Consider the following 26641-nt stretch of genomic DNA (forward strand, 5'->3'; position numbering starts at 1 on the left):
GGGCGCCGCCCGCGACGTACGGCCGGCCACCCCGCACGCAAGGAAGACGGCCATGGCCGATCCCAAGGGTTTCCTGACCACGCCCCGCGAGGAGTGGCCCCGCAGGCCGGCGGGGGAGCGCGCCCGGGACTGGGACGAGGTGTACGTCCCTGGGGCGCTGCTGCCGGTCATCGGCGCGCAGGCCGGTCGCTGCATGGACTGCGGCATCCCCTTCTGCCACGACGCCTGTCCGCTCGGCAATCTGATCCCGGAGTGGAATGACCTGGTCACCCGGTCGGACTGGCGGGCGGCGAGCGAGCGGCTGCACGCCACGAACAACTTCCCCGAGTTCACCGGCCGGTTGTGCCCGGCACCGTGCGAGGCGGGCTGTGTGCTCGCCATCAACCAGCCCGCCGTCACCATCAAGAACGTCGAGTGTGCGATCGCCGACAAAGCCTGGGAGGAGGGCTTCGCACCGCCGCGCCCGCCGGACCGGCTGTCCGGGCGGACGGTGGCGGTGATCGGGTCGGGGCCCACCGGGCTCGCGGCGGCGCAGCAGCTGACCCGGGCCGGGCACACGGTCGCCGTCTACGAGCGGGACGACCGGATCGGTGGGCTGCTGCGGTACGGCATCCCCGAGTTCAAGATGGAGAAGCGGCACCTGGATCGGCGCGTCGACCAGATGCGGGCCGAGGGGACGAGGTTCCGTACGTCGACGGCGGTCGGGCGGGACGTCCCCGCCGGCGAACTGCGGGCACGCTACGACGCGGTGGTGATCGCCACCGGGGCGACGACGTGGCGCGAGCTGACCGTGCCCGGTCGGGAGCTGGCCGGTATCCATCAGGCGATGGAGTACCTGCCGCTGGCGAACCGGGTGCGCGAGGGGGATCTGGAGCGCTCCCCGCTGTCCGCCGCCGGGAGGCACGTCGTCATCGTCGGCGGCGGTGACACGGGGGCCGACTGCCTCGGTACCGCGGTCCGGGAGGGGGCCGCGTCCGTGACCCAGCTGGACATCTACGCGCAGCCGGGCTCGGAGCGCGACGAGGCGGCCGAGCCCTGGCCGACGTACCCGCGGCTGTACCGGCTGTCGGCAGCGCACGAGGAGGCACGTGAACTGCGGTCCGCGCCGGCGGCGGACGCGGACGCACGACTGTTCGCGGCGAGCACGCTCCGTTTCACCGGTGACGCGGAGAGGCACGTTCGGTCGCTGCACCTGGTCGGAGTGGACGCCGGGCGCCGTCCGCTGCCCGGCACCGAGCGGTCGCTCCCGGCCGACCTCGTCCTCCTCGCCCTCGGCTTCTCGGGGCCCGACCGTGACGACGGGCTCATCGACCAACTGGGGCTGGCGCTGGAGCCCCGTGGCACGATCGCCCGGGACCCGGGCTTCGCGACCAATGTCCCGGGCTGGTTCGCCGCGGGGGACGCGGCACGCGGGCCGTCGCTCGTCGTGTGGGCGATCGCGGAGGGGCGGGCGGTGGCGGCGGCCGTTGACCGTCACCTGTCCGGCGGCAGCACACGGCTGCCGGCACCGGTCGGCCCGTACGACCGGCCGATGACGGCTTGAGCACGCCGCCGCTCCCGCACGGGCCGATCAAGCACACCCACCGCTCCCCCACGGGCCGATCAAGCACACCCACCGCTCCTCCATGGGCCGGTCAGCGGGGTCACAGCCTGCCCGGTCACCACCTGCCGCTCACAACCTGCGGGGTCCCCCCTGGGTCACAGCCTGCGGGTCGCAGCCTGCGGGTCACCACCTGTGGGTCGCGAAGCCCGCGGATCACAGCCCGCGGATCACGGTTTACGGCCCACTGCCCCGTACCCCGGGATGACCCCGTCCTCCTGCCCGGCAACCGGCTCGCCCAGTTCCGGGTGCCACAGATGGGGCACCGCGACGCCGGGCTCGACCAGGTCGAGGCCGGCGAAGAAGCGGGCGAACTCATCGCGTGAGCGCAGGGCCAGGGTGACACCGGCGGCGCTGAGCTTCTCGGTGGCCGCCCGCGACTCCTCGGGCGTGAAGTCGGCCGTCGCGTGGGTCATCACCAGGTGGCTTCCGGAGGGCAGCGCCGACAGCAGCCGGCCGACCAGGTCGTGCGCGCCGTCCTCGTCGGAGACGAAGTGCAGCAGCGCGACCAGGGACAGCGCGATGGGCCGGTCGAAGTCCAGGATCTTCCTGGCACCGTCCAGGATGGCTTCCGGATCCCGGACATCGGCCTGGAGGTACTCGGTCGCCCCGTCGGGCGTGCCGCGCAGCAGGGCCGCCGCGTGGGCCAGCACGATGGGGTCGTTGTCGCAGTAGACGACGCGGGCGTCGGACGCGGTCTCCTGGGCGACCTGATGGAGGTTGGGTTCGGTGGGGATACCGGTTCCGACGTCGAGGAACTGCCGTATGCCCTGACCGGTGAGCCAGCGGGTGGCCCGGTGCATGAAGGCGCGGTTCACCCTGGCCATCACCGGCACCCTCGGGTCGAGGGTGAGCATCTGCCGGCCCATCGCCTCGTCGACCGGGTAGTTGTCCTTGCCGCCGAGATACCAGTCGTACATCCGTGCGGGGTGCGGCCTACTCGTGTCGATCTCGGCGCGGTGCTGCCCGGTCATGACGAGCTCCAAGGTGTTGGGTTTTCCTGGCGAACGGTGACGAGAACGCTGACGGCGAAGGGTGACGGCGAAGGGCGTCGGCTACGGATGACGGTCGCGGGCGACGGCGGCGGGTGATGACGGTGGGTGATCAACTCAGTGCCAAACAGTTTAGGAAGCAAACATCAACAGAGCGTGCGTTTCAGGCCAGCAGGAAGTCCGCCTCTCCCGCCTTCGCTCCCTCGATGAAGGCCGTCATCTCGGCGGAGGTGTAGATCAGCGCCGGCCCGTCGGGGTCGGTCGACTGCCGTACGGCGATCCGGCCGTCGGCGAGCTTCATCGCCTCCAGGCAGTTGCCCCCGTTTCCGCCGCTCCACGGCTTGTGCCAGCCCTCGCTGCCCAGCTCACGGGCGGGCATGCCGTTGTAGATCCCTTCGCTGTGGGTCCCTTCGCCGAAGATCCCCTCGTGGTGGATCCGCTCGCTGCGGGTCCGCGGCGAGCGCTGGGGTTTGATGCGATTCATTCACAGCTCCTTGCGGAGATCCCGGAGGATCTCCTTCGTGCGATGTGCCGTGGCGGCCTGCGCCGCCATGCGGTCCATGACCTCGAGATGGGTCGCCACCTCGGCGCGCGCGTCGAGGTAGACGGCGCCGGTCAGGTACTCGCTGTAGACCATGTCCGGCAGCTCCGGCATGGCGAATCGGAAGAGCACGAAGGGCCCGTACGTGCCCGGGTGCGGCCCGTTGGAGAACGGGGCGACCTGCAGCGTCACATTGGGCAGCTTCGTGGCCTCCAGCAGTCTGTCGATCTGGGCGCGCATCACCTCGGGGCCCCCGACGGGGCGGCGCAGCGCGGTCTCGTCCATCACGACCCACAGCCTGGGCGCGTCCTCACGGGTGAGCAGTTCCTGGCGCCGCATGCGCAGGTCGACGTGGCGTTCGATGTCGTCGGGCCGGGTCTGCCCGATGGCTCCCGAGCGGAGCACCCCGCGCGCGTAGTCCTCGGTCTGCAGCACTCCGGGGACGAAGTGGGGCTCGTAGGAACGGATGAGGGAGGCCGCGCCCTCCAGGCTGACGTACATGGAGAACCAGCCCGGCAGGATGTCGTGGAAGCGCTGCCACCATCCGGGCTTGTTGGCGTCCTCGGCCAGCTGGACGAAGGCGTCGGCCTCCTCGTCGCCGATGCCGTAGGCCTTCAGCAGGAGTTGGAGGTAGGGGATCTTGAGGGCGACCTCGGCCATCTCCATCCGGCGGACCGTGGCGGGGGCGACGCGCAGGATGCGCGCGGCTTCCTCGCGTTTGAGGCCGGCTCGTTCCCGCAGGTCCAGCAGGCGCCTGCCGAGGACAACCTGACCGACCGTCGGCGCGGACCGCGGCTCGCTCACCGCCCACCTCCTGAAGAGTCCCGAAAGAGTCCCGCGCGTCCATGTGCGGACAGCCCGGCGGCGCCATTCGAAGATCCGTTCGATAGTCCGGTCGGGCTCTCGGTGATCCGAAGTGGCGCCGCTCGACGTGCTGTTGCGAGCAGTGTGCCACGACCGTCCAGACCGTCACACAGCACTCTGCATTTTTCAGAGTGACACTTGCCAAGTGTTCCCGCCGGGGCGATAGTGGCAAGCGTGATTCCGTCCGCGCCCTTAGGAACAGACGCCGCCGCGGGCTCCCTGGGCCTCGGTGCCGCCATGGGAGCCGGCACTTCGGGGGCCGCCGCCGCCGAGCGCCGGTTCCGCTTCGAGCTGGCCGCCCATCCGGGCTCTGCCGCGCAGGCCAGACGCCTGACGCGCGCCCGACTGAACGGCTGGTCGGTGTGTGAGGACACCTGCGACACCGCGGCCCTGGTGGTCTCCGAGCTGGTGACCAACGCGATCGTGCACACCGCGAGCAGACACATAGTGTGCGAGCTGCACGACGGCGCCGAGCTGGTCCGCATAGCCGTACGCGACGAGGGCTGCGCCCCCGGTCAGCCCCACCCGTCGGCCGACCAGCAGCCCGAGGACGAGCACGGCAGGGGGCTGCTTCTCGTCGACGCCCTGTGCGACGCCTGGGGCGCCCAGGAGCACGGCCCCGGACTGCTGGTCTGGGCCGAGCTGCCACGCCGGGCCGACGGGCCGCGCGATCCGTTGGAGCCCCACAACGACCTGGGCTGGGGCGCCCGCCCGAAACCCGGCCCCGCCGGCGGCACGGGTGACGACGGCGAGGCGGAGGGACGCCACCTCCGGCCGCACCGCGGGACGGAGACCGAATGGCTATGAGGGCCGCGTCCGGTGTGCGCCCGCTCGGCCTGGACACCCTGGTCCGCCTCCAGCGCGGGCTGGACGCCCCCGGGGCGCTCTCCGGGACTCCCCGGCGGCTGCCCGTGCCGGACGGCATGACGGCTCCGCTGGGCTGCGACGCCGTGACGGTGCCCGCCCGCTTCGGCCCTCTGGTGCTCCCTCGGCTGCCGCGCGTGGGCTGCGTCTACGCCGACGACGCGCACTGGTGGTGGATCGTCCCGTCCGACTCCGACTACGCGCTGGAGTGGCCCGTTCCCGCGCGGTACGCCACCGGCGCGGTCGTTCCCGACGCACCGGACGTTCCCGGCCTCATCCATCGCCCCGACGGCACGGTCCCCTACACCCCGCCCATACCGCTCTACCTCGCCCTGTGCCGGGTGACGAACACGACGCCCACATGGTCACGGCCGGTGAGCGCGTAGGCGCCGCCGCACGCTCAGACGGGCGAGCCGCCTGCGGCGTCACCGCGGACGATGACCAGGAACATGTCCGTGGCGAGGTCCATGACGACCTCGGCGGGCAGGCCCTCCAGACGTCGCGCGTTCGCGAACTCCTCCGCCGGCCAGGATCCTCGCGGTCCGCCGGCGGGAAAGCGCTCGAGCACCGTTCGCCCGTTCACCACCCCGCACCTCCATGTAGCGCTGTACTCGTAGAGTTAAACGCCAACCATGGAGCGAACGCCTCGCGCGGTGACGGTACTGAGACGTAGTTGACACTCGTTCACCGCAAAGTGTGAGAGGCACCTCAGCCGTTCGGGCCCTTTCGCTACGGTGCGTCTCAGTCCTCGTACTCGTCGTGGTAGCGGACTCTCTCGCTTCCCGCGGGCGCGCCGAGGGCCGAGGCGCGCCCCTCGGGTTTCTCCCACTGCTCCTGCCTGCCGAGCGCGGTCAGGTCGAGCAGGCTGGTGGTCGAGCCGAGGCCGTCGAGGCCGCGCTCGTACGTCGAGTAGGTGTGGAAGACCCGGTCGCGGTCGCGCAGGAAGCAGCTGAGGCCGGGCCGCTCGACGAGCTCGCCCTCGTGTTCGAGGGTCACCTCGAAGTCGGTGTTGAAGTCGCTGACGTAGGACGAGTACCAGGGCAGCGTCCAGCCCATCCGTGCCTTGAACGGCAGGATCCTCGGGTACGGCGCCCGGGAGACGGCCGCGAACGTCGTACCGCGGGCCCTCAGGTGCGCGAGGTGCCCTATCTGGTCCAGGAACGCCGAGCAGCTGCGGCAGCCGGCGTCCCACTCGGGCGCGAACATGAAGTGGTAAACGACAAGCTGGTCGCGCCCCTCGAAGAGGTCGAGCAGCGTGCCCTTGCCGTCGCCGCCCTCGAACACGTACTCCTTGTCGACCTCCACCATGGGCAGCCCGCGACGCTCGGCGTTGAGCGCGTCACGCGCGCGGGTGGCCGCCTTCTCCTTGACCAGTAAGGCCTCGCGCGCCGCGCGCCAGTCCGCGCGGGTGACGATCTCCGGCAGCGACATGGATCCAGCTCCTCCTGTGCGTTACGCAACGGTCCGTCGGGGTGGTGACCGACGGGCGGTGCAGAACTCATCGCGGCTCGGCAAGATTCTTTTCGGGTGGGCGGGGGGAAGCCGCTGACCTCGGTGTTCAGTTCCGTACGGCATTCAGTTCCGTACGGATGAAGTCCCGCACGGATCAAGTCCCGCACGGATCAAGTCCCGCACGAGCTCAGGTGTCGTACGGAGCTCAGGTGTCGTACTCCTGGACGCGCCGTCCGTGGCCGCGCTCGGTCAGGGCGGGCAGCCGCTCCCCCAGTTCCCGGACCACCGCGGGGACGTCGAGGGTCAGCAGCCGGCGGTCCCGCATGAGGACGCGCCCGTCGACGATCGTCGTGCGCACGTCCGCGGACCGCGCGCTGTGCACGAGGGTGGCGGCGAGGTCGTGCACGGGCTGGGTGTGCGGCCCGGTGAGGTCGACGAGGACGAGGTCGGCCCGCCGCCCCGGTGCGATGCGGCCGACGGTGTCGCCGAGCCCGACCGCGTCGGCGCTCTGCAGCGTGGCGTGGTGCAGTGCCTGGCGGGAGGTCAGCCACCGCGGGTCGCCCTCGGTGTACTTCTGGATCAGGGACGTGAGCGCCATCGACTCCCACACGTCGAGGGAGTTGTTGGAGGCGGCGCCGTCCGTGGCGAGTCCCACGGGCACGCCGATGTCGCGCAGGGCGCGTACCGGTGTGGTGGTGGGCCAGGCGAACTTGAGGTACCCGCGGGGCGCGGTCGCCACGGCCGTACGCCCTTCCGCGCGCGCGAGGAGCGGCAGATCGGTCTCGACGATGCCGGTGCCGTGCGCGATGAGCACGTCGGTGTCGAGGATGCCGGTGCGCTCCAGGACCTGGACCGGGGTGACGCCGTGCCGGGCGAGGCTGGTCTCGGTCTGGTCGCGGTTCTCGGCGGCGTGGAGGTGCACGGACAGGCCGTGGTCGCGGGCGAGTTCCGCGGTGGCGGCGAGGTCGGTGTCGGTCACCGTGTAGGGGGCGTGCGGGGCGAGGGCGGTCGTGATCCGGCCGTCCGCGGAGCCCCGGTGCCGCACGGCGAACTCCAGCGATGTCTCCCTGCCTTCCGGCCCCTGGGAAGAGAAGTACGCCTGGCCCAGCAGCGCCCGCATCCCGCACTCGGCGACCACGGTGGCGACGGCGTCCATGGCGAAGTAGTGGTCCGCGAACGTCGTCACGCCCGCGCGGATCATCTCGGCGCAGGCGAGCCGGGCGCCCAGCTCCACGTCCCGTTCGGTGAGGTTGGACTCGACGGGCCAGACGACGTCGTTGAACCACTCCTCGGTGGGCAGGTCCTCGGCGAGTCCGCGCAGGGCGACCATCGGCGCGTGCGTGTGGCAGTTGATCAGACCGGGGAGGGCGACTTGGCCGCGTGCGTCGATGCGGTCGGCGGCGGGGAGGCCGGCCACGGCGGCGGCGCTCGTCACGGAATCGACGACTCCGTCCCATACGACGATGGCCGCGTCCTCTTCGAAGCCGATCCGTCCCCGGTCGTCGTGCACGAGAACGGTGCAGCCGGTGATCACGAGATCGGCGGGCTGCTCACGGGATGCAGAGGGCTTCCGCTCCTCATGGAGATCAGTGGGCTTCGGCTTCTCATGGGAAGAAGGCGTCATCCCGTCAACGTACGGCCCAGCGTGCGGTCGGTTTGCGAGGCGCGGGAAGAACGGGCGGGTCCGGGTGGTGTGACGGTGAGCCGTGACGCGGGGGCCGGAGCGGCTGCTCCGCGCGGCGGCTCCGCACGGTCGGCGCCCGGGCCGGGGTGTCACATCCGACAGCACCTTCTCGACGAGGGCCGACGACTCGCGTGGGGTCGTCTTGGTCCTGGGACGCCGTTGCCCGTGCGGAGGTACACGGCGGCGGACGTGGCCGATGTGCCGCTGGTCCGCGTACGGCGGTGACCCAGCTGCGGGACACTGGCGCGCCGCGTCACCGCCGGGAACCGCGACGGGCCGGCTCCCCGCTGTGCGTCGCCGCCACGCGTCCCGCGACGCACTGGCCATCGGCCTCTTCCTCCCCGCGACGTCAGCCTTCCTCCATGGCCCCGCGGAGCAGCGTCCCGGCACGCGTCACCGACCGCGCCAGGGCGTCCGGCCGGGGTGTCAGGTCCGCCAGCAGCTCGTCGATCCCGCCCAGCCCGGCCCGCTCGACCAGCCCCTTCTCGTTGGTGACCCACTCCCCGCGGGCCGCCAGTACCGCGTGCGCCGTCTGGGTCGCGGCGAGGGCGATCGCGCCGGCGACCTGGGTGAGGGCGCCCTTGGGGGCGTGGCCCGCCTTGGCGTAGGCGAGGGTGGCGGTGGCCGCTCCGTACCAGTGCTCGGGGGCGGTGGTACGGAGGGCCTGCGGGTAGGCGGGGCGGGGAAGTTCGCCGCGCAGCACCTCGTTGATCGCCAGCTCCGCTACGACCAGGTACGTCGGGATGCCCGCCAGGTGGAACATCAGCGGCTCGACGGCGAAGCGTCCCGCCTCTGCCTCCGCCACCTCGTGCTCGACCACGTCGAGGTCGCGGTAGTGCAGGTCTACCCGGCGTTCGTCGATCGTCAGCCAGGCGCCGCCGTTGAAGACGCCGCCGCCCCAGGCGCCGATGTCGGAGACCTCCCCGGCCCAGCCGAGGGCGCGGACGTCGTCCGGGTCGAAGGCTCCCCGGTAGTAGACCGCCAGGTCCCAGTCGCTGTCGGGCCCGTGGGTGCCCTGGGCCCGGGAGCCGCCGAGGGTGACCGCCCGGACGGAGGGGAGGGCGGCGAGCCGGTCGGCTGTCGTGTCGAGGAAGGCCTGGTCCGTGAGGGTGGGCACTGCTTCGGGCTCCTGGCGGTGGGGCGGCGTGACGGACGCCGGAAGCCTAGGCGGCCCGGTCGCGGGCCGCGAGGGAAATTCGGATGCGGAGGCGGTCCGGAGAACGGACGATCGGGAAATCGCCCGTTCTCCGGACCGTCTCAGGAGCCCACGTGATCCAGCGCGTCACCGTGCCCGGCCTGTTTCCGCCGCCCACCTACTCCCACGCCTCCGTCGTCGAGGCCGGGACGAGGCTCGCCTTCCTGGCCGGCTCGGTTCCACTCGACGCGGAGGGGAAGCTGGTCGGGGAGGGCGACCCGGTCCGTCAGGCCGAGCAGGTGATCGCGAACCTCACCGAGCAGTTGCGCGCCGTCGGGAGCGAGCTGAGGCACGTGCTCTCGACCGATGTGTACGTGGTGAGTGGTGAGACCGCCGACCTGTCCGCCGTCTGGGACGTCGTCGAGGCGTCCGGGCTCAGTACCGGCCCGCACTCCTCGACGCTGCTCGGGGTGAACTGCCTCGGGTATCCGGGGCAGCTGGTGGAGATCACGGCGACCGCGGTCGTGCCGGAGGAGACACGTCCGTGAGCCGGGAGGGAAGCGAACCGGTCGTCCTGCGGCGGGCGGACGGCGCCGACGCCCGTGCGGCGGCCGGCGTCTGGCTGCGTTCCTTCACCGCCGCGCTGCCCACCGTGGTCCGGCCCCGCACCGACGACGAGGTTCAGCACTACTTCCGTCACGTGTTGGTCCCGCTGCGCGAGACATGGGTGGCGGAGGCCGCCGGCCGTGATGTCGTCGGCGTGATGGTGCTGGAGGAGGGGGAGCTGTCGCAGTTGTATCTCGCGCCGGACTGGCGCGGGCGCGGGATCGGGGACCGGTTCGTCGCACTGGCCAAGGAACGCAGGCCGGACGGGCTTTCGCTGTGGACCTTCCAGGTCAACGCGCCCGCGCACCGCTTCTACGAACGGCACGGGTTCACGGCCGTGGAGTGGACGGACGGCGCCGGGAACGAGGAACGGGAGCCGGACGTGCGGTACGTGTGGCGGCCGTAGGGCGCGGATTGGGGGGCCGGGCGGGCCGGACGCGCCCCACGGCCCGTCAGGCGCCTGCGCGCGCGTACCTGTCCGTCGCCGCCACCAGTACGTCGTCACCGATCGCTCCGGCGTCGTGTCCGGCCTCGTCCACGATCACCAGTTCGCTGTCCGGCCAGGCGTGGTGGAGCCGCCAGACGACGCCCAGGAGGTTGCCGAAGTCGAGGCTGCCCTGCACCAGGGTGCCGGGGATGCCCTTCAGCAGGTGCACGTCCCTGAGGACCACGCCCTCGTCGTTGCCGTCGCCGTCGCCGTCGCCGTCGCCGAGGAAGTGGTCGTTGCCCCAGTAGTGCGTGACGGTACGTGCGAAGCCCATGCGGAACTCCGGGTCCTCGAACCGGGCGACCGAGCGCGGCGGCGCGGGGATCACCGCCGTCTCCCAGTCGGTCCAGGCACGGGCGGCCCGGGCCCGGACTTCGGCGTCGGGCGACTCCAGCAGCCGGTTGTAGGCGGCGGCCGGGTTGCCGTCGCGTTCGTCCGCGGGCAGTTCGGCGAGGAACCGCTCGTGGGCCTCGGGGAAGATTTTCCCCAATCCTCGGGTCATGAGGGCCACTTCGGCGTGGGAGCCGGTCGCGACCCCGGTCAGCACCAGCTCGGACACCACCCCCGGGTGGGTCTGCGCGTACCGCAGTCCCAGTACCGACCCCCACGACACGCCCCACACCAGCCAGCGTTCGATGCCCAGGTGGGCGCGCAACCGTTCCAGGTCCGCCATGAGGTGGGCGGTCGTGTTGACGCTCATGTCGGTGTCGTACTCGCTCGCCCGGGGGACCGACCGTCCGGCGCCGCGCTGGTCGAGGAGCACGATCCGGTAGGCGGCCGGGTCGAAGTACCGTCTGAGGTTCGGGCTCGTGCGGGATCCCGGCCCACCGTGCAGCACCAGCGCGGGCTTGCCGTGCGGGTTCCCGCAGGTCTCCCAGTGGACACGGTTGCCGTCTCCGACGTCGAGCATGCCGTGGTCGTACGGTTCGATCTCCGGATACAGGCCCATCGGGGCACCGTAGCGCCATCGGCCCGGGATGCTCATCCTCTTTACCGGATGGGCAACCCCCTTACCGGGTGGGCGGCCCCGCCGCTCTTCATCGGGTGGGCAGCCCCGCCGCCTCGGCCGCCGTGCGCAGCGCCTCCCGGAGCATCTCGGGGGTGAGCCGGCCGGTGAACGTGTTGCGCTGGCTGACATGGAAGCAGCCGAAGAGGTGCAGGCCGGGCCCGTCGGGGGCGTCCAGCATGACGTGCCCGCCGTGCGCGAAGGCTGGGCGGGGGCGGGGCACCGGCCAGCCCGCCTCGGCGAACGCGGGCAGCGCCGCCTGCCAGCCGAACCCGCCGAGGACCACCACGGCCCGCAGCGTCGGCCGCAGCAGACCCAGCTCCTGGACGAGCCAGGGACGACAGGTGTCGCGCTCGGCGGGGGTGGGCTTGTTGGCGGGCGGCGCGCAGTGCACCGGCGAGGTGACGCGCACGCCGTACAGTTCGAGGCCGTCGTCGGCGCAGACGGCGGTGGGCTGGGACGCGAGGCCCACGTCGTACAGCGCCCGGTACAGCACGTCTCCGGAACGGTCGCCGGTGAACATCCGGCCGGTGCGGTTGCCGCCGTGGGCCGCCGGGGCGAGTCCGACGATCAGCAGACGCGCGTCCGGCGGTCCGAAGCCCGGTACCGGCCTGCCCCAGTACGTCCAGTCGGCGAAGGCCGCCCGCTTGGTGCGGGCCACCTCCTCCCGCCAGTCGACCAGCCGCGGACAGGCCCGGCACCCCGCGATCCGCTGGTCGAGTACGGAGAGGCCGCTGGTGTCCCCGCTGGTGTCCATGCTTCCACCGTAAAACCGTCCCCGGAACACGTCGGGATGCGAGGCCACCGAGCCACCGGGCCACTCAGCCGCCGGGTCACTGAGCCGCCGGGTCACTGAGCCGCCGGGCCGCTGCGGGCCGATCGCCGGACCGCGCGCGACGGGGCGGGGCGGGAACCGTGTGCCGTCCTCCACCGCTCTGGGTGGTCACCGCGCGCTGTCGGCGCCGCCCCCTGCCCCGGGCGGCAGCCGCGAGTTGTTCAGTGGGGCGGAGCAGGTTACTGAACAACCAGGCAGGTGCTGGACTCGGTGCAGCGGGGCACCGACCGCCTCGGCTCCGAGCGCACCGGTGCCGTGCCTGCGCTCCGACGGCTCAGGAACTCCCCCGCCGTACCGTTTCCGCTCGACCGAAGGACAATGACGTGAACCCTATCCGTCGACTGACAGCCGCCACCCTGGTGACCACCGCCGGTACCGCCGGTATGCGCCGGCGGGCCGCGACGACTGCCGTGACGCTGACGATGGCGGGCACACTCGGCTTCGGCGTCATGACACCGGTGGCGTCTGCCGCCAACGGGCCCTGCTACGACGGGCGCTGCAAGATCACCGTGTCGGCGCCCAGGACCATCAAGGTCGACAGCCGCACGTTCGGGTTCGGGAAGTTGAAGATCACGAGTGTCAGCTCCCGGTCCGTGAAGATGTCGGCCGCCGACGGGCGTCTCAGCGGCAGCTCCAGCCCTGGTGGCACCGTCAAGTTCAACAACCTGAAGGTCTGGGTGAAGGCGGTCTCCGGCAACAAGGCCAAGCTCCAGCTGTTCCCCACGCGGTACTGAGCCTGTCGTCGAGCCCCGGCGCCGCGCGTTCGTCGCGCGCCGGGGTTCGTCGTTCCCCGGCCGGCGGACGCGGCCGGGCCCACCGAAACTGGGGCCCCTCTCGCCGGGCCGGGCGGTTAAGGTCGAGCCATGGCTTCCGAGCATGACGAGGACTGGAACGGCGGGGCGGCCGCCCCGCAGGGCGCCACCGGGACGACGCACGGGGCGACGGCCGGGTCGACGGCCGACCGAAGGACCGACGGCACGGTCGGCGCGAAGGCCACCGCGCAGCAGCCCGACCCGGGTGGCGAGGGCGCCGCTGCCGCCGCCCAGGGCCCGGACCCCAAGACCGCCGCCGCGATCGCCGCCGCCGAGGCGGCCGGGCCGAAGGACGGCGAGAGCGTCCGCGTGGACAGCTGGATCTGGGCCGTCCGCCTCTTCAAGACCCGCTCCCTCGGCTCGACCGCCTGCCGAGGCGGCCATGTCCGGGTGAACGGCGAGCGTGTGAAACCCGCGTACTCACTGCGTGTCGGCGACGAGGTGCGTCTGCGGCAGGAGGGCAGGGAACGCGTCGTCGTCGTGAAGCGGCTGATCCGCAAGCGCGTCGGTGCCCCGGTCGCCGCGCAGTGCTACATCGACAACTCCCCGCCGCCCCCGCCCCGCGAGGCCGTCGCCCCGGCCGGCATCCGCGACCGCGGCGCCGGCCGCCCGACCAAGCGCGACCGCCGCGAGCTGGAACGCCTGCGCGGACTGGAAAGCCTGAGCCGCGCCCGGAGGGACGCCGAGACCAAGCCCTGATCAGATCTGATCTGATCAGTCCTGATCGGATCTGAGTTGAGCCGAGCCGAGCCGAGTCGAGCGGTGCGTGACGCCGTCAGGGCTGATGCCGTCCGGGAATCGGCCCACTCGCCGGCCCGGAGCTCATCGCCGGTCCGCTGTCCGGGCACGCGAACCGCCCTCACCCAGGTCCCGTCGTCGGTGAGATACCGGTCCACCCCGAGCCCCTCCTCCCCCAGTGCCTCCTCGAACTGCTCCGTGGTCAGCGGCCGGGCCAGGAAGGTCTGTGTCCAGACCCATGGGACGGAGACCCGCCGTCAGAACGGAAACCAGCCGTGCCCGATGTACCAGTGGCCGCCGGCCCGCAGGTGGTCCCCGACGGCCCGCTCCACCGAGGTGCGCCGCGGCAGCGCCTCGGCCGGCAGGCAGGGGTTCCCGAAGACGAAACGGACGGGTTCCTCGTCGGCCGGCGCAGTGTCCTCGCACGCCACCCGGAAGCGTTCCTGGAACCGGACGATGTTGGAGTCCGCGGCCAGGTACCTCTTCAGCTGAGGGTCGAGGAGCCAGGACTGGCACATCGCGGCTCGATAGGTCTCCTCGGGGAAGTGCCGTCGGAAGAAGTCCCCGGCCAGTGTGAGCGAGCGGTCGCAGGCGGCCGGCGTCAGCGGGCCGCGGTAGTCCGGGATGTGCAGGTTCAGGCAGGCCTCACCGGGCATCGCGTCCAGCCCGGCCGCCCGCAGCACCGGTGCCGCGCGCTGCCCGACCGTGGCCCGCTCGAACTGCAGCCGCCCCAGTTGGTACAGCTCTCCCCGGAAGTGGTGCACCAGCCACTGCGGCGCCCGCACCCCGCCCGTGCCGTGCCGCCTGCGGTGGCTCGCCATGTTCCGTCCCAGGTCGGCGAGGGTGTGTCGGGTGACCTCGGCCGGAATGCCGCGCTCCTGGTGGTACGCGCGTCTGTACGGCAGCGCCGCGACGAACACGTACGCGGCGAAGTACGCGCCCAGCGCCTGGGGCGCCTCGGTCAGACGCTCCCCGAACCGCCGCACGCCCTCCCGGTTCCCGGCGTCCCCGGCCACGTCCCCGAGATCCCGGACCAGTTCCAGGACGCACTCCTCCAGCAGCCTCGTCACTCCGGCGTCGTGCGCCACCGCCCCGCTCAGTCCCACCAGTGTGTTGATGTCCTCGTGCGGCACCGCCAGGTCGAGCAGTACCTCGGGCAGGCCGTCGGCGTCCGGCAGGGCTGGTCCGTCCGGTGGCACGGTCGCTTCCCCCCTCTTTCCCCGCTCGTCATTCCCCGCTCGTCGTCTCCCGGAGTATGTTTTCCACAGGAGTGGCGATCCGATGCGTACCGGCAGTGAACCGACCACCGCGCGCAGTGCCCTGCGGGCGCGTTTCTGGCTGAGTGTGTGGGGCCTGGTCTGGGCGATCTTCGGCACGGCGGCCTTCGCGCTCACCGGGCGGCTGGGATGGGCGCTCGCGTGCGGAGTGCTGTGGCTCGTCGTCACGGTCGACCTGACCGTGATCATCCGGCACCTCCGCCAAGGCCCCCACTACCAGCCCGGCCCGGACATCCCGCCGTACCGGCCGCCGCACAGCCCGCCGTACCCACCCACGTACGGGCCTCCGTACACGCCCCCGTACAGGCCTCCGAAGAGCTGACCCTCAGGAGTCGAACCGCGCCTGCTCCAGGTACTCCGGATTCGGGTCCAGAGCCGCCGCCAGCCGGAAGTGGCGCCGGGCCTGGTCGTGGCAGCCACGGCGCTCATAGGTGCGGGCGAGTGCGAAGTGCGCGAACGCGTTGTCCGGCTCCCGCTCCAGGACGATCGTGAACTCCAGCTCGGCCGGTCTCAGTTGCGCCGCCGCGAAGAAGGCACGCGCGCGCAGCAGCCGCGCGGCAGTGCTCTCGGGATGTGCGGCGATGACCCCGTCGAGCAGTTTCACCGCGCCTTGGGGATCCCGCGCCGCAAGCAGTTGCTCGGCGGCGCGGAAGTCGATGACATCCGTCTCCGGGGTACGTCCGGTCGAACCGCTGGTCTCGGGCACGGCAGAGTCCTTCCCTCACTGACGGGGATCAACGCCCGCGCGGGGACCGCTATTCCTGGGGCGACCGGGAGCCCCGGGCCGCCCGGGAGCCGCAGAGCCGCCGGAACCACAAGGACCACCGGAGTGAGCCCCCGGACCGGCCGCGCCGCTCAGCGCGCTGCGTGCGCCCGGCGGGTCAGTTCGGCCCACACCTCTTCCACGCGGGCCCGCAGCTCGTCCAGTGGCACGTCGTTGTCGATGACCACGTCCGCGATCTCCCGCCGCTGCTCGCGCGTCGCCTGGGCGGCCATGCGCGCGCGTGCGTCCCGCTCGGTCATGCCGCGCAGCCGTACGAGTCGGTCGAGCTGGGTGGCGGGGTCGGCGTCCACGACGACCACGACGTCGTACTGCGGCGCCAGGCCGTTCTCCGTGAGCAGGGGGACGTCGTGGACGACGACGGCGTCGGCGGAGGCGGCCTCCTCGAGGGCACGGGAACGGGCGCCGACCAGGGGGTGCACGATCGAGTTCAGCGAGGCCAGCTTCTCCGGGTCGGCGAACACGATCGAGCCGAGTCTCGGCCGGTCCAGGCTGCCGTCCTCGGCGAGGACGTCCTCGCCGAACGCCTCCACGACCGCCGCGAGCCCGGGCGTCCCCGGCGCGACGACCTCGCGTGCGATCCGGTCCGCGTCGATCAGTACGGCGCCGTGCTCGACGAGCAGCCGTGACACCTCGCTCTTGCCGGCGCCGATTCCGCCGGTCAGGCCCACCTTCAGCATGAGCGGAAGCTTAGGGCCTGCCGGTGCCGGCCCGTCCGGCCGGCCGGCGAGGCGACGAAGCGGCGTCAGCCGTCGCCCTCCCGCTCCGCCAGGAATCGTTCGAACTCGCGGCCGATCTCGTCCGCCGACGGGATCTCGACGGGCTCGGCGAGCATGTTGCCGCGGGTCTCGGCGCCCGCGGCGGCGTCGTACTGGTGCTCCAGGCCCTGCACGAGGGCGGTGAGTTCCTCGTCGCCCTGCTGGACCTGCCGGTCGATCTCCGTCTGGGTGCGGTGGGCGTCCGTGCGCAGGGAGTGCGCGATGCCCGGCAGGACCAGGCCGGTCGCGGCGGTGATCGACTCCAGGGCGGTCAGCGCCGCGTCCGGGTACGGGGAGCGGGCGATGTAGTGCGGCACGTGCGCGGCGATGCCCAGCACCTCGTGGCCGGCCTGCATGAGCCGGTACTCGACGAGCGCCTCGGCGCTGCCGGGGACCTGCGCCTCCTCGAAGGGGCTGCGGTGGCCCGGTACGAGGTCGGTGCGGTTGCCGTGCGGGGTGATGCCGACGGGGCGGGTGTGCGGGACGCCCATGGGGATGCCGTGGAAGCTGACCGCGAGGCGGACGCCGAGCCGCTCGACGATCTGCTGTACGGCCGCGGCGAAGCGCTCCCACTCGACGTCCGGCTCGGGACCCGACAGCAGCAGGAAGGGCGCTCCGGTGGCGTCCTGGACGACCCGCACCTCGATGGTGGGTTCCTCGTAGTCCGTCCAGGAGTCCTGCTTGAAGGTCAGCAGCGGCCGGCGTGCCCGGTAGTCCACGAGCCGGTCGTGGTCGAAGCGTGCGACGACCTGGTGGGGCAGCGAGTCCAAGACCTGGTCGACGATCTGGTCGCCGGTCTCGCCGGCGTCGATGTATCCGTCGAAGTGGTAGAGCATGACCAGCCCCGCCGACTCCTGGGCGAGTGCCATGTCGACGACGGCCAAGCCCTTCGGCTCCCATGCGTACAAACCCTGCGGATCAAGCACAGTGACCGCTCCCCTCCTGGTGTTCGTACGCAACAACAAGGGCCCGGGCCCGGGCATTCCCCGTCCGCGCGCCGAACGGGCGGAAGGCCGGAGCGGGTGGACACGCCGAGGGCCCGCACCCCGGGAAGGGTGCGGGCCCTCGGTTCACGAGCTACCGCTCGATGGTGAGCTGCTGCTCAGCCTGCGTTCAGCTCTGGCCGCCGGCCAGCTTCTCGCGCAGCGCGGCCAGCGCCTCGTCCGACGCCAGGGCGCCGGAGTTGTCGCCGCCCTCGGAGGAGTACGAGCCGCCGCCGCCACCACCACCGGACGCGGCCGGAGCCGCACCCGCGGTGTCGACACCCTCGGCAGCGGCCTTCTCGTCCGCCTCGCGGGACTTGATGACCTGCGCCTGGTGCTGCTCGAAGCGCTGCTGCGCCTCGGCGTACTGGGTCTCCCACGCCTCGCGCTGGGTCTCGTAGCCCTCGAGCCAGTCGTTGGTCTCGGGGTCGAAGCCCTCGGGGTAGATGTAGTTGCCCTGGTCGTCGTACGACGCGGCCATGCCGTACAGGGTCGGGTCGAACTCGACCGCCGACGGGTCGGCACCGAAGGCCTCGTTGGCCTGCTTCAGCGAGAGGCTGATGCGGCGACGCTCGAGGTCGATGTCGATGACCTTGACGAAGATCTCGTCGTTGACCTGGACGACCTGCTCCGGGATCTCCACGTGGCGCTCGGCCAGCTCGGAGATGTGGACCAGACCCTCGATGCCCTCGTCCACGCGGACGAACGCACCGAACGGCACCAGCTTCGTGACCTTGCCGGGCACGACCTGGCCGATCTGGTGGGTGCGGGCGAACTGCTGCCACGGGTCTTCCTGGGTCGCCTTCAGCGACAGGGAGACACGCTCGCGGTCCATGTCGACGTCGAGGACCTCGACGGTGACCTCCTGGCCGACCTCGACAACCTCGGACGGGTGGTCGATGTGCTTCCAGGACAGCTCGGAGACGTGGACCAGACCGTCGACGCCACCCAGGTCCACGAAGGCACCGAAGTTGACGATCGAGGAGACGACGCCGGACCGCACCTGACCCTTCTGGAGGGTGGTGAGGAAGGTCTGGCGGACCTCGGACTGGGTCTGCTCCAGCCAGGCACGGCGGGACAGGACCACGTTGTTGCGGTTCTTGTCCAGCTCGATGATCTTCGCCTCGAGCTCCTTGCCCACGTAGGGCTGGAGGTCGCGGACACGGCGCATCTCGACCAGGGAGGCCGGGAGGAAGCCGCGGAGGCCGATGTCGAGGATGAGACCACCCTTGACGACCTCGATGACGGTACCGGTGACGATGCCGTCCTCTTCCTTGATCTTCTCGATGGTGCCCCAGGCACGCTCGTACTGGGCGCGCTTCTTCGAGAGGATCAGGCGGCCTTCCTTGTCCTCCTTCTGGAGAACAAGGGCCTCGATCTCGTCACCGACGGCGACGACCTCGTTGGGGTCGACGTCGTGCTTGATCGAGAGCTCGCGGCTCGGGATGACACCTTCGGTCTTGTAACCGATGTCGAGCAGGACCTCGTCCCGGTCGACCTTCACGATGACGCCGTCGACGATGTCGCCGTCGTTGAAGTACTTGATCGTTTCGTCGATCGCGGCGAGGAAAGCTTCCTCGTTACCGATGTCGTTGACCGCAACCTGCGGGGTGGTGGCGGTGGTCTCGGTGCTGCTCGTCATGTGGGAAAGGGCTCCGGTACGGACATTGAAGTCGTAGGTACTGCTTACGCCGGGAGCCCGTTTCGCTCTGCAGAAGCCGGACAGCCAAGGAAGTGTCACCGAAACCAGGGGTGACACCTCGAGAACCGAGGGGACATACAACAGATGCGAGCGCGACCTGCTACGTCTGAGGTGCGCAGGCCCGCAGCGCAACTTGTAGCATACGGGGGCAGCCGGGCAGGGTCAATGCGCGAAGCCGCACACCCGGGGCGGATCGTCGCATACCCGGCACAAAAGCCGTCTCCCGAGGCCACGCGAACCCCGGACGTCCCTTGCGTGACACGCGGGACAGGCGGCGCAGAAGAGTCAGCAGAACAAGTACGAGGAGCCGGTCATCCAAGAGCCCGAAGCGTCCGACGCCGCAGCAGCCGAACCGGAGGCCACCCGGCGTGCCGCCGGTGTCACGGAGAGCTCCCGCGCCAACCGCGGCTGGTGGGACCGGAACGCGGACGAGTACCAGGTCGAGCACGGCACCTTCCTCGGCGACGACCGCTTCGTGTGGTGTCCCGAAGGGCTGGACGAGGTGGAGGCCGAGCTGCTCGGCCCTCCGGAGGACCTGAAGGGCAAGGACGTCCTCGAGATCGGTGCCGGCGCCGCCCAGTGCTCGCGCTGGCTGACCGTCCAGGGTGCCCGGCCGGTGGCCCTGGACCTCTCCCACCGCCAGCTCCAGCACGCCCTGCGGATCGGCGGTGCCTTCCCCCTGGTCTGCGCCGACGCGTCCGCGCTGCCCTTCGCGGACGGCTCCTTCGACCTGGCGTGCTCGGCGTACGGGGCGCTGCCCTTCGTCGCCGACCCGCGGCTGGTGCTGCGGGAGGTGCGCCGGGTGCTGCGGCCCGGGGGCCGCTTCGTCTTCTCCGTCACGCACCCGCTGCGCTGGGCTTTCCCGGACGAGCCGGGCCCGGAGGGACTGTCGGTGTCCGCCTCCTACTTCGACCGCACGCCGTACGTCGAGCAGGACGACGAGGGCCGCGCGGTGTACGTCGAGCACCACAGGACGCTCGGCGACCGTGTCCGGGACGTCGTGACGTCGGGGTTCCGGCTGGTGGATCTGGTGGAGCCGGAGTGGCCGGAGTGGAACACCTCCGAATGGGGCGGCTGGTCACCGCTGCGCGGGCATCTCATCCCGGGGACGGCGATCTTCGTGTGCGAGCGCGACTGAATGCACTGATTCCACGCCCGCTTGCGTGCGCACGCGCGTGACCGGTGGTTTCGCCGGCGTACGACACTGGGGGCGTGATCCGTTACGACGCCCTGGACGCCCTGCCCGTACGCGGTGCCCTGCCCGCGCTGCACGACGCCCTGGAGGGGCACGGCACCGCGGTGCTGGTCGCGCCGCCCGGCACCGGCAAGACGACACTGGTGCCGCTCGCGTTGGCCGGCCTGCTGGGCGAGGGGCCCGAGCGGCGTGTGGTGGTGGCCGAGCCGCGGCGGATCGCGGCGCGGGCGGCGGCCCGGCGGATGGCGTGGCTGCTGGGTGAGCAGCCCGGCGCGAGCGTCGGGTACACCGTGCGCGGTGAACGGGTCGTCGGACGGCACACGCGCGTGGAGGTCGTCACGACCGGTGTGCTGTTGCAGCGGCTCCAGCGGGACCAGGAGCTGACGGGCGTCGACGTGGTAGTGCTCGACGAGTGCCACGAGCGGCATCTGGACGCGGACACGACGGCGGCGTTCCTGTGGGACGTGCGTCAGGCGCTGCGGCCGGAGCTGCGGCTGGTGGCGGCGTCGGCCACGACCGACGCGGAGGGCTGGGCCCGGCTCCTGGGCGGGGCGCCGGTCGTCGAGGCGCGGGGCGTGTCGTACCCCGTGGAGGTGGTGTGGGCCCCGCCGGTGCGTCCGGTGAGGCCGCCGCACGGGATGCGGGTGGACCCGGCGCTGCTCGCGCACGTGGCGTCGGTGGTGCGGCGGGCGCTGGCCGAGCGGGACGGGGACGTGCTGTGCTTCCTGCCGGGCGTCGGGGAGATCGCCCGGGTCGCCGGACAGCTCGGGGGCCTCGGGGTTGTCGACGTGCTCCAGGTGCACGGGCGGGCGCCGGCGGCCGTGCAGGACGCGGTGCTGGTTCCCGGGGCGCGGCGCCGGGTGGTGCTGGCGACCTCGGTGGCCGAGTCGTCGCTGACGGTGCCGGGCGTGCGGGTCGTCGTGGACGCGGGGCTGGCGCGGGAGCCGCGGGTGGACCACGCGCGCGGACTGAGCGCGCTGACGACGGTACGCGCCTCGCGGGCAGCGGCGCGGCAGCGTGCCGGGCGGGCGGGGCGTGAGGCTCCGGGTGCGGTGTACCGCTGCTGGGCGGAGGCGGAGGACGCCCGTCTGCCGCGGTTCCCGGCGCCGGAGATCAAGGTGGCCGACCTGACGGCGTTCGCGTTGCAGGCGGCCTGCTGGGGCGATCCCGACGCGTCCGGGCTGGCGCTGCTCGATCCGCCGCCGGGCGGGGCGATGGCGGCGGCCCGGTCGGTGCTGACGGCCGTGGGCGCGGTGGACTCCGCCGGCCGGGCCACCGGCCGGGGTGTACGGCTGGCCCGTCTCGGCCTGCATCCGCGGCTGGGGCGGGCGCTGCTCGACGCGGGGGCGCCGGGTGCGAGGGGCGGCGGTGCGAGCGTCTCGGGCACCGGCACGGCCGGCGCGGACACGTCCCATGCGGACAGGTCTCATGTGGACACGTCCCATGCGGACACGTCCCGTACGGGCGCGTCCCATGCGGACACGTCCCATGGTGCCGCCTCGGACGCAGACACGGCCGGCAGCCGGATCCCGGACACCGGCGCCTCAGCCTCGAACCCCGCCGACGCGAGGACCCCACGCACGCGAAGCGCGGGCGCGAGCACCTCGGGCACCAGCACCGCGGGCACAAGCGCCGCAGACACGGGCACCGCGGGCACGAGCACCGCGGACAGGAAGGGCGCGGCCGCTGCGGGCGGCCCCCGTGCGGGCACGTCGCATGCGGTGGCGGAGGTGGTTGCTCTGCTCAGTGAGGAGCCGCCGCGGGAGTACGGGGACGATCTGGCGTCCGTACTGCGGGCCGCTCGGCGTGGGGGCGATGCCTACGCGGCCCGGTGGCGGAGCGAGGTGCGGCGGCTGCGGGGCGCCGTGGGGCAGGAGGACGGCCGGGGGGAGCCGGGCCTCACCGAGGACGCTCTCGCCGGGCTGGTGGCCGCTCTGGCCTTCCCCGAACGGGTGGCCAGGAAGGACGGCGGTTCGTACCTGATGGTCTCCGGCACCCGGGCCGAGCTGCCGGAGGCGTCGGCGCTGCGGGGCGCGCCGTGGATCGCCGTCGCCGTGGCCGACCGGCCCGTGGGAAAGGGACACGCGCGCGTGCAGCTCGGGGCGGTCGTCGACGAGGCGACGGCCCGGCTCGCGGCCGGTGCGCTGCTGGAGGAGCGGGACGAGGTGCACTGGGGCGGCGGCGACGTCGTGGCCCGGCGTGTCGAACGGCTCGGGGCGGTGGAACTCGCGGTGCGGCCGCTGACCGGCGCCGACCCGGGTCTCGTACGGCACGCGCTGCTGGAGGGGCTGCGGCAGGAGGGGCTCGGGTTGCTGCGCTGGTCGGCGGAGGTCGACGTGCTGCGCAAGCGGCTCGCCTTTCTGCGGCTGCGGCTCGGCGACCCCTGGCCCGACGTCGGCGACGAAGCGCTGCACGCGCGCGTGGACGAGTGGCTGGAACCCGAGCTGAGCCGGGCCCGGCGGCGGGCCGACCTGGCGCGGATCGACGCCGGGCAGGCGCTGGCGCGGCTGCTGCCCTGGGCCGGTGGGGAGGCCGCGCGGCTCGACGAACTCGCCCCGGAGCGGATCGTCGTGCCCAGTGGGTCGAGGATCCGGATCGACTACGGAGACCCCCGGCAGCCGGTCCTCGCGGTGAAGTTGCAGGAGATGTTCGGTCTCCAGCACTCGCCGGAGATCGCCGGGGTGCCGCTCCTCGTCCATCTCCTCTCCCCCGCCGGCCGCCCGGCCGCGGTCACCGCCGACCTGGCCTCCTTCTGGAAGGACGGCTACAGGGGCGTACGGGCGGAGCTGCGCGGCCGGTACCCGAAGCATCCGTGGCCCGAGGACCCGGCCACCGCGGAGCCGACGCGGCACACCAAGGCCCGGCTCGCGAAGTGAGCGGGTGGCGACGCGCCGAGGGGCGCCCCGGCGGAGGGCGCCCCTCGGTCGTTCGCGCGGGTGCCGCGCCTACGCTTCCGGCTCCGTCGACGGCTCGGTGGAGGGGCTGGGCGAGGCGTCGGGCGATTCGGGGGACGGGCTCGGCGTCGGCTCCGCCTCGGCCACCTTCAGCTGGACGTTGGCCGTGGCGCCGCCCGCGGTGGTCAGACGCAGCACGAACGTGCCGCTGGTGTCGTCCGCGTACAGCTTCGGCAGCGTCAGCAGGCCCTTGGCGTCGGTCTTCAGGCCGGTCAGGGTGCGGACGGCCTTGCCGTCGGCGTCCTTGAAGTAGGGGCCCTTGTCGTTCTCGGCCGGGTCGAGCACCGACTTGACGAGCGTGGCGGTGACGGCGACCTTGTCGGCGGCGGCGCCCTTGTGCGTGGCCCTCACCTCGACCCGGTCGGCGAACTCGCCGCCCGGCGTGCACGTCAGGGCGGTGTCGCTGGTGCGCGCGAGGGTGTCGGCGACGCGCTCGGTGACGGTGGCCTTGTAGTCGAGACCGACGGTGCGGCCCACGACGGTGGCACGGACGGTGAATCCGCCGGTCTTCTCACCCGCCACCAGCGAGGGCGCGACGGCCACGCCGGAGGCGTCGGTGATGACCGCGGCGACCTTCTCACCGCCGGTGAAGGTGGCGTCCGTGTCGCCCACGACGGTGAAGCGGATCCGCACCTTGCCGACGGCTTTTCCGCCCTTGGTCTCGGCTCGGGTGCTGATCCTGTTGGCGAACGTGTCGCCCGCGGTGGCGGTGAGGCCCGTGGTGCCGGCGTTCTCCAGGTGGTGCACCGTGTCGGTGGGGGTCGGGGTCTCGGACGGTGTTCCCGGATCGGACGGGCCGGACGAACCGGGGTCCGGGGAGCCGGTGCCGGGGTCCGAAGGCTCGGCGGGCTCGGTGGGCTTGACCGGCTTCTCGGGGGTGGGCGTCGTCGTGCCCGGGGCCCGGGGGCCGGTGGTCGCGCCGGTTCCGCCGGGCGAGGGGCTGGGCCCGGTCACGTTCTTGTCGTCGTCGCTGCGGCCCACGGGCAGGGTGCCGGTGCCGTCCGGGATCTCGTGGGTGCCCTTGCGGTAGTGCTCCAGCCAGGACAGGACCGTGCGCAGGTAGTCCTGTGAGTTGTTGTAGCTGAGGATCGCGCGGTCGAGGTCGGCCTGGGTGGACAGGTCCCAGCCGAAGCGGCACAGGTAGTGGCCGGCGGCGAGCGCGGCGTCGTAGATGTTGTTGGGGTCTTCCTTGCCGTCGGCGTTGCCGTCACGGCCGGCCCAGGCCCAGGTGGACGGGATGAACTGCATGGGGCCGACGGCGTTGTCGTAGGCGCTGTTGCCGTCGTAGACGCCGTTGTCGGTGTCCTTGATGAGCGCGAAGCCGTTGCCGTCGAGCTGGGGGCCGATGATGGGGCTGGTCGTGGTGCCGTCGGCGTTGACGCGACCGCCGCGGGCCTGGCCCGATTCCACCTTGCCGATGGCGGCGAGGAGTTGCCACGGCAGGTTGCAGCCGGGCTTGGACTGGCGCAGCGCCGCCTCGGCCTTCTTGTAGGCGTCGAGGACGGTCGCCGGAATGCCCGCCTCGGACGTGCCCCGGGAGGCGGGGGTGCCGATGGTCGGTGCGGGGCTCGGGCTGTTGAGCGGCGGCAGGTCCGTGTAGTACGGCGAGTTGCCGGTGGCGCTCTCCGTGGGGGGCGTGTCGGATGCCGGCACGTTGTCGGCGGTGGTCTGTCTGCCGTGGGCGTCGGCCGTCACGTGGGGAGCCTGGGACGCGGACAGGGCCGCGACCGCGACCGCCGCGACGGTGGTGGTGACCGCCGCCTTGCGGAGTCTCCTGTCGAACTGCGCCGCCATAGAGTGAACCCCTCCCGTGGACGCCTGCGCGTCTGTCTCTGTCAGCCCTTCGGCTGTCCCGCCGTCGTACCCGCCCTGTTGTGACGACCGGTCGGCGGCGGTGGTCGCACCGCAACTTTCCGAGCGTGATGTTCGTCTGTCCGACCAGTACGGTGCCGCAGGCGACCCTACGACAACTTGCTTTGCTCGGGCACCCGTTCGTGCCCGATATTCACCGGTTGGCCATAAGAGGAGTTCCGTTGCCCTTCACCCTCAGTCATGCGGCCGCCGTGCTGCCCGCCGTGCGGGGCGACGGGGCCGGCCGGGGGCGGCTGGTGCCGGCCGTGCTGGTGGCGGGGTCCTTCTCGCCCGACATGACCTACTACGCGGCGAGTTTCCTGTCCGGAGCGATGGAGTTCGGGGACGTCACGCACTCCTTCCCGGGCGTCTTCACCATCGACGTGGTCATCGCCTGGGCGCTGGTGGGGTTGTGGCTGCTGATCCGCGAACCGCTGGTGGCGCTGCTGCCGCGGGCCCGGCAGGGACGCGCCGCCGCGCTGCTGCGCTGCGGGGCACCACGCGCGCGCGTGCGACCGTCCCTCGTGGTGCGGTGGTACGTGTCGGCGGTGCTGGGGGCGCTGACGCACGTGGTGTGGGACGCGTTCACGCACCACGACCGCTGGGGGACGCGGGTGTTCCCGGCCCTGGACCGGGAGATCGCGGGGTCACCGCTCTACTGGTACCTCCAGTACGGCGGTTCCGCGGTGGCGGCGGTCGTCATCGCCGTGTTCCTGATACGGGCACTGCGCCGCGCGCCCCGGGCCGAGCCGCTGGGCGTCCCGGTCCTCTCGGCGGGGGACCGGTGGTGGGCCTGGGCGGTGCTGGGCGGCTGCGCGGTGGCCGGGGCGGTGCAGCGGGCGGTCCGGTGGTGGGACCACTGGGGAGCCGTCGCGAAGCCCTGGGAGCTGATCCCGACGGTGTGCTTCGGGGCGGGCGCGGGGCTCGTCCCGGGGCTGCTGCTGTACGCCGTGGGGGTCAGGGCGTGGCGTCGGGCTCCGGCCCCCGGAAGCCGGGAAGACGTCGGTACGGAGCCGGACCGCCGGGTCGCGCACTGAGGGTGTCGGCGTTCGCGACGAACACGGTGAAGGTGTGTGCGGGGCGTGACCGCGGCAGCAGCGTCAGGGCGAGCGCCAGGTAGCCGCGGGCCAGGTCGGCCCACGGGCTCCTGGCGGGCGTCCCGCGTGGGGGCGCGGTGGCCGGGTTCCGGTGGGCGAGTCCGCGGCGCAGGCCGGCCGCGGTGCGGCGCAGGGCCGTCGTGACCGTGGCGGGGATGCGGCCGGTACTCGCGCCCGGCGCGACGACCGGGACCCTCAGGAACGGCACGCGGGCGGGTCCGTCTGTGCGTGCCCGTGCCGGTGTCGTCCGGTGGTGGAGCATGCGTATACCCATGCCCGCATCCTCACGGGCGCCAGGCGCGGTGGCGTTTTCGCGGGGGCCACCTGAGTGAAGTGCCCGGCGGGGCGGGCGGGGCCGTGCGAGCGAGTCACCCGCCCTGGCCAGGAGCAGGACGCCGGTCCAGCGCTGGCCACCACCGGGGTCCGC

General features: G+C 72.4%; 27 protein-coding genes and 1 pseudogene. 11 read left to right on the forward strand and 17 right to left on the reverse strand.

From position 1 onward, the window contains the following. Positions 1-52: 52 nt before the first annotated feature. Positions 53-1543 (forward strand): glutamate synthase subunit beta, encoded by a 1491-nt coding sequence (locus tag ACP4J0_RS10085; protein ID WP_426598286.1) that lies wholly within the window; start codon positions 53-55, stop codon positions 1541-1543. A gap of 227 nt (positions 1544-1770) precedes the next feature. Here the strand turns inward: ACP4J0_RS10085 and ACP4J0_RS10090 are convergent, their stop codons facing one another. From ACP4J0_RS10090 to ACP4J0_RS10100, 3 genes are all read right to left on the reverse strand, one after another. After that, the gene (locus tag ACP4J0_RS10090; protein ID WP_426598288.1) at positions 1771-2574 is read right to left on the reverse strand and encodes an SAM-dependent methyltransferase; all 804 of its coding nucleotides are present in this window, start codon (positions 2572-2574) and stop codon (positions 1771-1773) included. Between the two features lie 181 nt (positions 2575-2755). After that, positions 2756-3076, reverse strand: coding sequence for a DUF397 domain-containing protein (locus tag ACP4J0_RS10095; protein ID WP_426598289.1), 321 nt, complete (start codon positions 3074-3076; stop codon positions 2756-2758). Beyond that, the gene (locus ACP4J0_RS10100) at positions 3077-3937 is read right to left on the reverse strand and encodes a helix-turn-helix domain-containing protein (protein WP_426598290.1); all 861 of its coding nucleotides are present in this window, start codon (positions 3935-3937) and stop codon (positions 3077-3079) included. Positions 3938-4162: 225 nt separating this feature from the next. Here ACP4J0_RS10100 and ACP4J0_RS10105 point away from each other — a divergent pair, with 225 nt between their 5' ends. Both ACP4J0_RS10105 and ACP4J0_RS10110 read left to right on the forward strand, forming a co-directional pair. Next, positions 4163-4804: an ATP-binding protein gene (locus ACP4J0_RS10105; protein WP_426598291.1), complete on the forward strand. Its 642-nt coding sequence runs from the start codon at positions 4163-4165 to the stop codon at positions 4802-4804. After that, positions 4795-5247: a hypothetical protein gene (locus tag ACP4J0_RS10110; protein ID WP_426598292.1), complete on the forward strand. Its 453-nt coding sequence runs from the start codon at positions 4795-4797 to the stop codon at positions 5245-5247. The genes ACP4J0_RS10105 and ACP4J0_RS10110 overlap by 10 nt, the downstream gene beginning before the upstream one ends. Before the next feature lie 14 nt (positions 5248-5261). Here ACP4J0_RS10110 and ACP4J0_RS10115 read toward each other — a convergent pair whose 3' ends face one another. The 4 genes from ACP4J0_RS10115 to ACP4J0_RS10130 all read right to left on the reverse strand — a co-directional run bounded on the left by ACP4J0_RS10115 (position 5262) and on the right by ACP4J0_RS10130 (position 9114). After that, on the reverse strand, positions 5262-5444 hold the full coding sequence (locus ACP4J0_RS10115; protein WP_426598453.1) for a hypothetical protein: 183 nt from the start codon (positions 5442-5444) through the stop codon (positions 5262-5264). 158 nt (positions 5445-5602) lie between these two features. Then, positions 5603-6292, reverse strand: coding sequence for a DUF899 domain-containing protein (locus tag ACP4J0_RS10120; protein ID WP_426598293.1), 690 nt, complete (start codon positions 6290-6292; stop codon positions 5603-5605). Between the two features lie 226 nt (positions 6293-6518). Beyond that, the gene (locus tag ACP4J0_RS10125) at positions 6519-7937 is read right to left on the reverse strand and encodes an amidohydrolase (RefSeq protein ID WP_426598294.1); all 1419 of its coding nucleotides are present in this window, start codon (positions 7935-7937) and stop codon (positions 6519-6521) included. A gap of 409 nt (positions 7938-8346) precedes the next feature. Then, entirely contained in the window at positions 8347-9114 is a 768-nt protein-coding gene (locus ACP4J0_RS10130) for a nucleotidyltransferase domain-containing protein (protein ID WP_426598295.1), read from the reverse strand. A 152-nt stretch (positions 9115-9266) separates the two neighbouring features. Between ACP4J0_RS10130 and ACP4J0_RS10135 the strand changes: the two genes are divergently transcribed. Together ACP4J0_RS10135 and ACP4J0_RS10140 are read left to right on the forward strand one after the other, a co-directional pair. Continuing rightward, positions 9267-9680: a RidA family protein gene (locus ACP4J0_RS10135; RefSeq protein ID WP_426598296.1), complete on the forward strand. Its 414-nt coding sequence runs from the start codon at positions 9267-9269 to the stop codon at positions 9678-9680. Further along, positions 9677-10144: an N-acetyltransferase family protein gene (locus tag ACP4J0_RS10140; protein ID WP_426598297.1), complete on the forward strand. Its 468-nt coding sequence runs from the start codon at positions 9677-9679 to the stop codon at positions 10142-10144. Before ACP4J0_RS10135 ends, ACP4J0_RS10140 begins: the two co-directional genes overlap by 4 nt. 46 nt (positions 10145-10190) lie before the next feature. Here ACP4J0_RS10140 and pip read toward each other — a convergent pair whose 3' ends face one another. Beyond that, complete coding sequence (gene pip / locus ACP4J0_RS10145; RefSeq protein ID WP_426598298.1) at positions 10191-11174, reverse strand: prolyl aminopeptidase; 984 nt, start codon at positions 11172-11174, stop codon at positions 10191-10193. 88 nt (positions 11175-11262) lie between these two features. Further along, entirely contained in the window at positions 11263-11988 is a 726-nt protein-coding gene (locus ACP4J0_RS10150; protein ID WP_426598299.1) for a uracil-DNA glycosylase, read from the reverse strand. Positions 11989-12389: 401 nt separating this feature from the next. On the opposite strand from ACP4J0_RS10150, the gene ACP4J0_RS10155 reads away from it, so the two are divergent. Together ACP4J0_RS10155 and ACP4J0_RS10160 are read left to right on the forward strand one after the other, a co-directional pair. After that, positions 12390-12800, forward strand: a complete 411-nt coding sequence (locus ACP4J0_RS10155) for a hypothetical protein (protein WP_426598300.1) — start codon at positions 12390-12392, stop codon at positions 12798-12800. A 129-nt stretch (positions 12801-12929) separates the two neighbouring features. Continuing rightward, a complete protein-coding gene (locus tag ACP4J0_RS10160; protein ID WP_426598301.1) occupies positions 12930-13577 on the forward strand; it encodes an RNA-binding S4 domain-containing protein in 648 nt (215 codons plus the stop codon). A 146-nt stretch (positions 13578-13723) separates the two neighbouring features. Here the strand turns inward: ACP4J0_RS10160 and ACP4J0_RS10165 are convergent. Both ACP4J0_RS10165 and ACP4J0_RS10170 read right to left on the reverse strand, forming a co-directional pair. Next, a pseudogene (locus tag ACP4J0_RS10165) lies at positions 13724-13852 on the reverse strand (SAM-dependent methyltransferase); the annotation flags it as partial. Between the two features lie 21 nt (positions 13853-13873). Beyond that, positions 13874-14815 (reverse strand): acyltransferase domain-containing protein, encoded by a 942-nt coding sequence (locus ACP4J0_RS10170; protein ID WP_426598302.1) that lies wholly within the window; start codon positions 14813-14815, stop codon positions 13874-13876. Positions 14816-14897: 82 nt separating this feature from the next. Here ACP4J0_RS10170 and ACP4J0_RS10175 point away from each other — a divergent pair, with 82 nt between their 5' ends. After that, positions 14898-15215 (forward strand): DUF6343 family protein, encoded by a 318-nt coding sequence (locus ACP4J0_RS10175; protein ID WP_426598303.1) that lies wholly within the window; start codon positions 14898-14900, stop codon positions 15213-15215. 3 nt (positions 15216-15218) lie between these two features. On the opposite strand, the gene ACP4J0_RS10180 is transcribed toward ACP4J0_RS10175, so the two are convergent. The 4 genes from ACP4J0_RS10180 to rpsA all read right to left on the reverse strand — a co-directional run bounded on the left by ACP4J0_RS10180 (position 15219) and on the right by rpsA (position 19057). After that, on the reverse strand, positions 15219-15599 hold the full coding sequence (locus tag ACP4J0_RS10180) for a tetratricopeptide repeat protein (protein ID WP_426526142.1): 381 nt from the start codon (positions 15597-15599) through the stop codon (positions 15219-15221). A 149-nt stretch (positions 15600-15748) separates the two neighbouring features. Then, complete coding sequence (coaE, locus tag ACP4J0_RS10185; RefSeq protein ID WP_426598304.1) at positions 15749-16354, reverse strand: dephospho-CoA kinase; 606 nt, start codon at positions 16352-16354, stop codon at positions 15749-15751. Between the two features lie 65 nt (positions 16355-16419). Then, entirely contained in the window at positions 16420-17358 is a 939-nt protein-coding gene (locus tag ACP4J0_RS10190; RefSeq protein ID WP_426598305.1) for a PAC2 family protein, read from the reverse strand. 187 nt (positions 17359-17545) lie between these two features. Beyond that, on the reverse strand, positions 17546-19057 hold the full coding sequence (gene rpsA, locus ACP4J0_RS10195; RefSeq protein ID WP_426598306.1) for a 30S ribosomal protein S1: 1512 nt from the start codon (positions 19055-19057) through the stop codon (positions 17546-17548). Positions 19058-19592: 535 nt separating this feature from the next. On the opposite strand from rpsA, the gene ACP4J0_RS10200 reads away from it, so the two are divergent. Together ACP4J0_RS10200 and ACP4J0_RS10205 are read left to right on the forward strand one after the other, a co-directional pair. Continuing rightward, positions 19593-20255 (forward strand): class I SAM-dependent methyltransferase, encoded by a 663-nt coding sequence (locus ACP4J0_RS10200; RefSeq protein ID WP_426598307.1) that lies wholly within the window; start codon positions 19593-19595, stop codon positions 20253-20255. 74 nt (positions 20256-20329) lie between these two features. Beyond that, on the forward strand, positions 20330-23188 hold the full coding sequence (locus ACP4J0_RS10205; protein WP_426598308.1) for an ATP-dependent helicase C-terminal domain-containing protein: 2859 nt from the start codon (positions 20330-20332) through the stop codon (positions 23186-23188). A 69-nt stretch (positions 23189-23257) separates the two neighbouring features. Here ACP4J0_RS10205 and ACP4J0_RS10210 read toward each other — a convergent pair whose 3' ends face one another. Then, positions 23258-25060 carry a lytic murein transglycosylase gene (locus tag ACP4J0_RS10210; RefSeq protein ID WP_426598309.1) on the reverse strand — a complete coding sequence of 601 codons (1803 nt, stop codon included), beginning with the start codon at positions 25058-25060 and terminating at the stop codon, positions 23258-23260. A 239-nt stretch (positions 25061-25299) separates the two neighbouring features. Here ACP4J0_RS10210 and ACP4J0_RS10215 point away from each other — a divergent pair, with 239 nt between their 5' ends. Further along, positions 25300-26154 carry a DUF4184 family protein gene (locus tag ACP4J0_RS10215; RefSeq protein ID WP_426598310.1) on the forward strand — a complete coding sequence of 285 codons (855 nt, stop codon included), beginning with the start codon at positions 25300-25302 and terminating at the stop codon, positions 26152-26154. Here the strand turns inward: ACP4J0_RS10215 and ACP4J0_RS10220 are convergent. Beyond that, positions 26075-26488, reverse strand: a complete 414-nt coding sequence (locus ACP4J0_RS10220; protein ID WP_426598311.1) for a hypothetical protein — start codon at positions 26486-26488, stop codon at positions 26075-26077. The genes ACP4J0_RS10215 and ACP4J0_RS10220 overlap by 80 nt on opposite strands. Positions 26489-26641 lie beyond the last annotated feature (153 nt).

The organism is Streptomyces sp. WG7 (assembly GCF_049975785.1).
GTDB lineage: Bacteria > Actinomycetota > Actinomycetes > Streptomycetales > Streptomycetaceae > Streptomyces.